The sequence below is a fragment of the Psychrilyobacter sp. genome (assembly GCF_049671765.1).
Lineage (GTDB): Bacteria > Fusobacteriota > Fusobacteriia > Fusobacteriales > Fusobacteriaceae > Psychrilyobacter.
This window is the reverse complement of the sequence record NZ_JBATVM010000337.1, coordinates 1-8745: the sequence shown is the minus strand read 5'-3', so window position 1 is coordinate 8745 and position 8745 is coordinate 1. Positions and strand designations below refer to the sequence as shown.

The following is an 8745-nucleotide window of genomic DNA, read 5'->3' as shown; positions in this document are numbered from 1 at the left end:
CAATATGAGATCAAAAAGTCAATTAGATTTTCAGTACGCACACAGATTTTTAGGATTCGAAGGTGAAGCACAATATCTTCATGGCCATACAGGAACATTGCTCATTGAGGTAGAGGGAGAAGTAGATCCAAAAACTGGATTCGCATTTCCTTGTAATTCAATAAAAAATATAGCTTGGGACTATTTAAAAAATTTCGATCATGCTTTAATTCTACAAGAAGAAGACCCTATCCTTCCTCAGATTTTAAATGTATATAAAGAGCAAGGAATTCATGATGGAGACAAAGATAACACAACTTTAGGTCTTCCATTTGATAATGAGTTAGCAAAAGCATATCCTGAAAAGAGATTAGTAGTAGTAAAGAAAGTAGCTACTTGTGAGAATTTACTTGAAATATTCTATTCGTTATTAAAGGTTCACTACAATATCAAGAGATTAGAAGTTATCTCTGGGGATAATGCAGCTTATAGAGAGTTCTAAATTTTAAAATGAATTATTTATCTACAAACTAAAAGAAGAGTCTTTTAAGACTCTTCTTTTTATTTCTTCCTTGAGTCTTACCGGATATTCCCCCTTCCCTTGTAGAGTGCGATCCATATGGGGCAGCACTTCGCTGAGTCAATAAGTACCGGATTGGGGGAACCTCGACCATCTCTGCCATCCATAGACCCTTTGGATAGAAGAACACGAAGTTCATTCCCTAAAGGAGCGATCCTTGGAGTGTGGCATGGATAAGCGGTCTCGGATATCCTCTTTTATAGTCTAATTTGTAGAGGAAAACCCTTTTGGTTACCTCTAATAAAACCTAAAAGCAATCAAAAAAGAGCAGATGAATGAAGATAGCATCTACTCTTTTTTTCATTTCTTTAATTCAAAACCTATATTTAAGTCAAAAAGGTCGCTCCGCCTTTTTGTTTTTATTTTCATTTATTTCTCATTTTAAATTGACCCTCTTATTTCCCTTCTAAGCCCTTTTAAATTAACTGCTCTTGTATTTATAGCTAGAACTCTCTCATTTTTCAACCATTAAAACAAGATCTATGAAATTTAAGACTATAAAGATTTAAATTCTTTAAAAAATTGTCGTGTTTCTTCAAGAACATTAAAGTTTTCAAGTAACCTTAACTTTTCATCTTTTCTTTTTAAAATGTTGTTTAATCCAAAATATTATAATAACTATATTAAGTGGAACACACACAATAAGAAGGTAAATCAGAGTATTAATAGAAGCGTATTTTTCAATTTTATCAAGTATATTATTTAATCTATCTAGATTTTCAAGGCGTTTAATTTTTTTTTCTAAACTTATCTTTCTAATATTTAGTGTATTAATATTTTGTTCGTATGTTTCTAGTTCAGATTTATTAGTGTCTAGAGTTTTTATAACTTCTTTGTACTTAAGTTCTAAACTATCACTATACCTCTTTTGTTCTTTATTAATTTGATTAGTAGCATTAATTCCATCTTTTTCTATTTCTATTTCTAGCAATTCAACTTTTTTTTCAAATATACTCTTAATTTTTAATGTCTCTTCTTTAAGCTCATCTTGTATAGTAAATAACTGTTTTTTTATATTTTCCCCTCTTGTTGCAATTGATTTCATCTCTAGAACCCCAAATAAAGTTCCACCACCAACTATAATTATATTAAAAAGTGTTATTCCAACTATTATTTCTTTATAGTTAAATAAGATATTATCTAATTTTTTATCTTTTTCTGAAGTTGATGTAGTCTCAAAATTGTTATTACCTTCAATTGGAAAGGTACCTCTATTTAAGAATATCAACTCTGAAAATAACTTTGATTCCATTTTTTTATTATCAAAATATATTTTAATTATAAAAAAGGCTCCAAATAGCAAAAATAATAATGGTATCTTTGAATTATATTTTTGAAAAGAAACTATGGTTATGGAATATGCAAAACCAATAATAAAAAATAATATAATTTTTTCAAATATTTTTTTATTTCTTTTCCGACTATTTTCTATTTCATCTTTTAAATATTTTTTTTTAATTTCTAAATCTGAATTTATACTTTCCATTACTTTAACTCCTTGTTTGTTTATAGTTTATAATACAATAGAATTTAACATAAAAGTATCCATTTATCAAGGCAAATAGTTGCATTATAGTTAAAATAATAAAATTATACTTTATTTATAACTAAAAAAAATAAAGTATAAAAGATAATATATCTAATTATAATTGATTGTTTAATATTCAAATGTTATATTGATAAATAATAGGTTATTTTGTTACAAAGATTTTTAGGGAGGAATTTATGATAAATTTAAAAATATTGCCAGCTTCTTACGGAGATTGTTTTTTAATAACAATAAGAGAAGAAAATAGTGTTACTAATATTCTTATCGATGGTGGGTTAAGTAAAACTTATGATGATCATTTGAAACAACTTTTAAAAGAATTAAGTGAAAAAGGAGAAAAACTATCTTTAATAATCAATACTCATATTGATTCAGACCATATACGTGGTTTAATATCTCTTTTCAGAGAAAATAATTCAAAAAAATATATTGAGATAGATGAAATTTGGTTTAATGGGTTAGAACAAATAATTCAGAATGATCCAAGTCATACAGCAGAATTAGATACAATTGATGAAGAAATAATTAATACTATCATAAAAAAAGGTTATGAAGACGAATTCCAAGAAAAAGAAGAAATTAGTGCAAAAGAAGGTGTTTCACTATCTGGATTAATAGATTTTGGGAAATATAGCCATAATAAAGTGAACAGTGGTAAGGCTATTACAGATAGTTTAGATAAAATTCAACTGTCTGAGAATATTTCAATAAAAATTGTAAATCCAAATATGGATAAATTATCTAAATTGGAATTAGAATGGCTTGAAGAGTTAGATAAAAAAAACTTTCACTTTTCAATTCCTAAAAATCAACAATTAGTAACTTCTTTTGAATTTTTAATCTCTAGATTAAAAACTAATTATAAATCATTTCAAAGTAAGATAAGCTCAGTTGATGATATAGAGCTTTATTTGAGTGACTTAAGCAACAAAGATTCTTCTACCGTAAATGAAAGTTCTATTTCTTTTGTATTAGAAGTATATGATAAGAAGTTTCTATTTTTAGGTGATGCAATAATAAAAAATAAGAATAACTGTAGCATAATAAAGAATTTAATTGAAGAATATGGAGAAAATTTATGCTTTGATCTTATTAAGGTCCCGCATCATGGGAGCAATTACAATATAACAAAAGATTTTATTGATATGTTTAATGCAAAAGAGTACATATTTTCAACTAATTCAGAGAAATTTGGACATCCGGATTTAGATGTTCTAGCAAATTTAATAGTTAGAAAAGAAGAAAAAACATTTATTTTCAACTATCCAATTGAACAAGCAAAAAAAATAGACAAGGAAAATTTGAAAGAAAAATACCAATATAAAGTTATAATTGGAAATGGAAATGAGATAATTGAAAGGAGATATTAATGGAATTTGACATCAAAAAAATAACTGGAAAAATTTTAAAAGATAACGAAGTTGTTGGTACAGGATTCCTAATTAGTAATGATCTATTTATTACTGCTAGACACAATGTATATAAAAATTTCTTAGGAAAACCTAAAGAAAAAGAAGTAGTAATTAATTTTAATAATATTGGAGAAGTTATTGGAAATACTTTAGATTTAGTAGCGGCTTACGACAACAGAGTAGACATAGTTAGTATCAAATTAATAGAACCTATTTTAGATATCAATTTAACAAGAGTCATAAAATTAAATAATTCATCAAAAGATTTTGAATTCAAATCATATGGTTATCCTAAAGAATATCCAGAAGGATTTTATTTAGATGGAGTTGTTATCTCTGATGAAAAGTATGAAACGAATATTGACTACAGTTTAAAAGTAGAAGAAAAATATAATTTGGGAAGCTATAAAGGCCTTTCTGGATCACCAATATTGATTAATAATTTTATTGTAGGAGTTTTAGTAGAACAAGGAACTGAGAGAAAACTTTCTGGAATTTCCTTCAATATAATTGATAAACTATTGTTTGACTCACACCAAAATAATATTTATTTAGATGAAAAAAAACTAAAAAAAATTCCTAAAGAGTTTAAAAATAAATTTAACTCTGCATTTATAAATGCTCATCTAGAAGCGGCTCAAAAAATAGCTGGACCAAGATATTCCGAGGATTTAAATATAACAAATCTTACATATGAAGATTTGTTATTGTTTTCAGGTAGAGATGACTTCTTTAATACGTTAAAAAAGAAGAACATAAAATTAAATAATTGCTTACAAAAATTAGAAGAATGTACTACTGAAGATTTATTATCACGTCCACTTTCGTTTTGCAAAGAATCTGTAGAAGAAGTAAATCAGATATCTAAAGAGATTTATAAAATTGTATCTAAAATTAATAGTTCGATCATTTTAAAATCGATAAGTAGAGAACATAAATTTTTCTCTAAATTAAATAATCAACTAATTAAAATTGTTATTAAATTAAATAATATATTCGATATAGAGTTAAGTATATTTGGAGAAAAATTTGGTAAGGGCATTTTTAAAGACAAAGAATGGCATCAGTTTATGGCTAGTCGTTATGGACAATATCCTAATGCAAATTTAAATATCTTAAAAGAGGTTATATTATTTATAGAAGAATTTAAAAGTTTTTTAGAAAAGAATCCTTTAATATTATTCTTTTCTAATAAATTATTATTAAAAGGTGTTGGAGGAATTGGAAAAACTCATAGTCTATGTGATTTAGTTTTAGCTAATATAAAGGATAACATCCCTAGTTTTATTTTTTTTAGTCAACATTTTGAAAATAAAATACCAGAAAATGTTATTTTAGAAAAGTTAAATTTAAAGAATAGCAATTTTGATGATTTTTTATATGTATTAAATATAATTGGAGAAATTAAAGAGACAAATATATTAATATGTATTGATGCTTTAGATGAAATTAAAAATCAAACATATTGGAATAGACACTTAGGGTCAATGATAGAAAAGTTTGATAATTATTCAAATATAAAATTAATAATTTCTTGTCGTAATATCTTTTTGGAAGAAACATTGGATGATGAAATTATAGATAAATTTATTTTGTTAGAGCATAGAGGACTCAAAGATATCAATGAAAAAAACCTACAATATTTCTTTGATTATTATGGTTTAAGAATACCCCGTAATTTTAAATTCTATAATGAATTTTTTAACCCTCTTTTCCTTAAACTTTATTGCGATATTTTAAAAGATCAAGAAGAAGAAAATAGAGATTTCTATGGAATAGATGAATTATTTCAAAATATTATAGAAAAGAAAAATAAAATTATTTCAAAAAAATACGATGAAATTTCATTAAAAGATGAAGTGGTTTTAGATTGTGTTGAAGTTATTTCAGAAGAAATGTTTAATCAAAATATAAATTTTATTAAGTGGAAGGGAGCAAAAAAAAACGTAGCCTCTATACTCAATAACTATGGAATAGGATTTTTATCTAATCAAATATTATGTGACCTTATTTCAGAAAATTTATTAAAGGAATATTCTGATAATGACAATTACACAATATCATTTTCTTTTGAGAAATTTTTTGATTATGCCTTAGCAAGTAAAGTAATTAATAAAAATGAGATTGAATCTTATTTAAAAAATAAAAATAAAAATTACAGTGTCATGGAAATTTTAATAAACAAATACAAAGAAAAGTATAATAAAGAAATGTTAAAAGAATATAATCTCATGGATAGTCCTTTATATAAAAATCTTTTTATTTCATCATTATTATGGAGAAAAACTTATAATATAAATTCTGAAACAAAAGAAATTTTTGAATGTTGTTTATTTCATCCAGAAGATTCTAAATTAGTAGCTAAATCATTATTTATTCTTTTTGAATTGATTTTGAAAAACGATGAGACTCTTAATTCAGAATATTTCCATAATTTATTTAAAGGTCAATCTATGGTTCAAAAAGATTGTTTTTGGGGACCCTGGATGATGAAATCATATAAAAAATATGATATTATTGATCTTTTATTGGATGATGGATTATTTTTAAAAGAAAAATACATAGATTTAGAAATTATAAAATCAAAATCAATAATATTAGTTTGGTTTACATCTTTAAATGATATCTATATCAGAGCTAAAGCTAGTAAGGGATTAACCAATTTAATAAAATTATATCCAAAAATAACTTTCTCTCTAATAGAAAAATTCAAAGAGATAGATGATGACTATATCCAAGAAAGACTGTGGGGAGCTATATATGCCACTTTAATATTAAATAAAGATAAGAAAATGATAAAAAGACTTATAAAATATATTTATATTAATTTTCTTGAAACAGGTCAATTCCCAAAGAATGTAGTTCTAAGAGATACTCTAAGAAATATTGCTGAATTAGCTGAGACAATGAATATTTTAGAACATGACATAACTATATTCAGACCCCCTTATAGTAGCGAAAAAATAGAAAAGATACATATTTCATATTATGATGTTCCAAAAGAAGATAGGAAATTGTTTTGGAATTGTACTGAAAGTGATTTTGGGATTTATACTATTCCTAGTAAAGTAGAGGGGTATGGCTTTACCAAAAAAGAGGTAGGAATATTGATTTATAAGAAAATAATTAATAATTGTTATTCAGAAAAAATCAAAAGTTTTGATAGATATATTAATTACACTTATGGTTCTTTAAGAGTTAGAGATGAAAGCGTAGAGCGAGTAAGCAAAAAATATCAAAAAATATTTTTAAATAGAATATTAGGACAAATCTATGATAATTATCCCTATAAACCTAAATATGAATATGATGATGAAAAAGAAGTAATTCCGTTTGAACAAGGAAATGAATTTAGAAATATAGATTTAACATCCTTACCATATGAGAAATTAAAATATGAATTCCAAGGGAATATTTTAATTTATGATTTTAAGAAAATAGAGGGATTTTCTCCAGAAGAGTGGTTTAAAAAAGAAGATGTAGATGATAAAACTTTTCACCTAATAGAATCTTCTTATTTAAAACAAGATTATTTACTATTAAAAGGGTACTTTGATGTAGAAAAAGCCACTTCTGATTTAGAAGAATATCCTAAAAAAAAATTATGGTCACATGTAGAAAGTTATTTAATAAAGACTAAAGAATTAGGAATCTTTAAAAATTGGGCTCAAAATCAACACTTTTGGGGTCAATGGATGCCTAGTGGATATACTCATTTTTATGAAGGATGGATAGGTGAGTATCCTTGGAGTGCAAGTTATAGAAATATTTTAGAAAATAAAGAGATTGAAGAAGAGCAAGTTTTTAATCATGTAGATGATAGAACTCCACCTGTAAAACTTATTCCTACCGTAAATGATTTTAATAATGAAAAAGACTCTGATTTTTGTAAATCTAAAATAGGAAGTCAATTTTTATTTCCAGGAGAGATTTTCTTTAAAGACTTAGATCTAAATTGGAATGGTGAAAATGCTTATTTATTAGATTTAAGACCGATGTTTTTAATAAGTAATGCTAAAGATACTTCTATTTATGTTAATAAAAATTTATTAAATAAATACTTAGTAGAAAATGGTTTTTCACTTGTTTGGACTGTCTTAGGAGAAAAACAGTTTATAAGTGGTGGATATGATGGTAGTTTTGCTGGAAGCGCAGAGTTTAGTCAGACCTTTGTATTGGAGTCTAACCAAATTTGTCCTAATCACTATTTTTATAAAGTAAATAACCCAATTTAAAGATAACTATTATATATATATAAACCTCCTGACTGTAAATTCATTACAGCTAGGAGGTCTTTTATTTTTTTTAAACATCCTTCTCCAACAACTCCGCCACATTCTTCGGCAATTCAAATTGAGCATAAATAGTAGTTGTAGATATATCACTATGTCCCAATAATTTCTGAATCTGATTGAGAGCCAATCCTCTTTTTAAGAGAATAGTAGCATAGGTATGTCTCAAGCTATGCAGATGGGTATATCCCATCCTCCTCAAACTCCTGTCTATTATCCCTTTAGTTTTCTTATATCCACCTGTTCCAACTCCCTTAAATTCTTTCAGAGCTAATATCAACCAATCATTAGCAGGGATCAATCTTTCTTTGTTTCTTTTCCCCAGTACTTTGATTTGTCCTTCTCCTACTTCCACAGTCTGGATTTCACTGATTCTCAACCCACACATGAGCATCAATCCAAGCCAAATTCCCTCTCTCTTCCCATGGCTTATAAGTTCCTTGGCATGATTTTTTATCTCGATAAATTCATTTTCTCCCTTGGCCAAAGGAACCCTTGTTTTATGTCCTACTATAATTAATTTTTCTAACTCCAGGTGTAATCTTGAATATCCATTTCTCAAATACCACCTTCCGAGCTGCCTTAAAGCAGAGATCCTTTTTCTCTTGGTATTTAGATCTATAGATATTATAGCTGCTTCCAGCTCATCTATAGTTAGATAATATATAGTTTTATTATGAGATCTGGCCACCTTATCCCAAAACTTCATGACATACCCATAGGTTTTTACGGTATTTGGGCTATGATCTGAAGCTTTCAGATAGATATAAAATTTATCTATCTTTGGAGGTCGTCCTTTTTTCCCTTTCATAATTGAAACTTCCGGAGTATACTCTCCTAAATTTTCCTGAATCTCTTGACCTTTACTTTCATATCCTCCCATAGTTTCTTTTGTAACTTGATTAGATTCAGAAAGAGTTCCCTGAGCGGAGT

Annotated in this window: 5 protein-coding genes; 3 read left to right on the top strand and 2 right to left on the bottom strand. The window is 26.5% G+C overall.

The features are described 5' to 3' along the window. Positions 1–481 (top strand): 6-pyruvoyl trahydropterin synthase family protein (locus WBG30_RS15510; protein ID WP_424505556.1); only part of this gene is annotated, 481 nt, incomplete at its 5' end. Between the two features lie 649 nt (positions 482–1130). On the opposite strand, the gene WBG30_RS15505 is transcribed toward WBG30_RS15510, so the two are convergent. Next, positions 1131–2045, bottom strand: a complete 915-nt coding sequence (locus WBG30_RS15505; protein ID WP_424505555.1) for a hypothetical protein — start codon at positions 2043–2045, stop codon at positions 1131–1133. 239 nt (positions 2046–2284) lie between these two features. On the opposite strand from WBG30_RS15505, the gene WBG30_RS15500 reads away from it, so the two are divergent. After that, positions 2285–3478 carry an MBL fold metallo-hydrolase gene (locus WBG30_RS15500; RefSeq protein WP_424505554.1) on the top strand — a complete coding sequence of 398 codons (1194 nt, stop codon included), beginning with the start codon at positions 2285–2287 and terminating at the stop codon, positions 3476–3478. Next, complete coding sequence (locus WBG30_RS15495; protein WP_424505553.1) at positions 3478–7755, top strand: hypothetical protein; 4278 nt, start codon at positions 3478–3480, stop codon at positions 7753–7755. The genes WBG30_RS15500 and WBG30_RS15495 overlap by 1 nt, the downstream gene beginning before the upstream one ends. A 70-nt stretch (positions 7756–7825) precedes the next feature. Here WBG30_RS15495 and WBG30_RS15490 read toward each other — a convergent pair. Next, a partial coding sequence (locus tag WBG30_RS15490; RefSeq protein WP_424505552.1) for a tyrosine-type recombinase/integrase occupies positions 7826–8745 on the bottom strand: 920 nt, incomplete at its 5' end.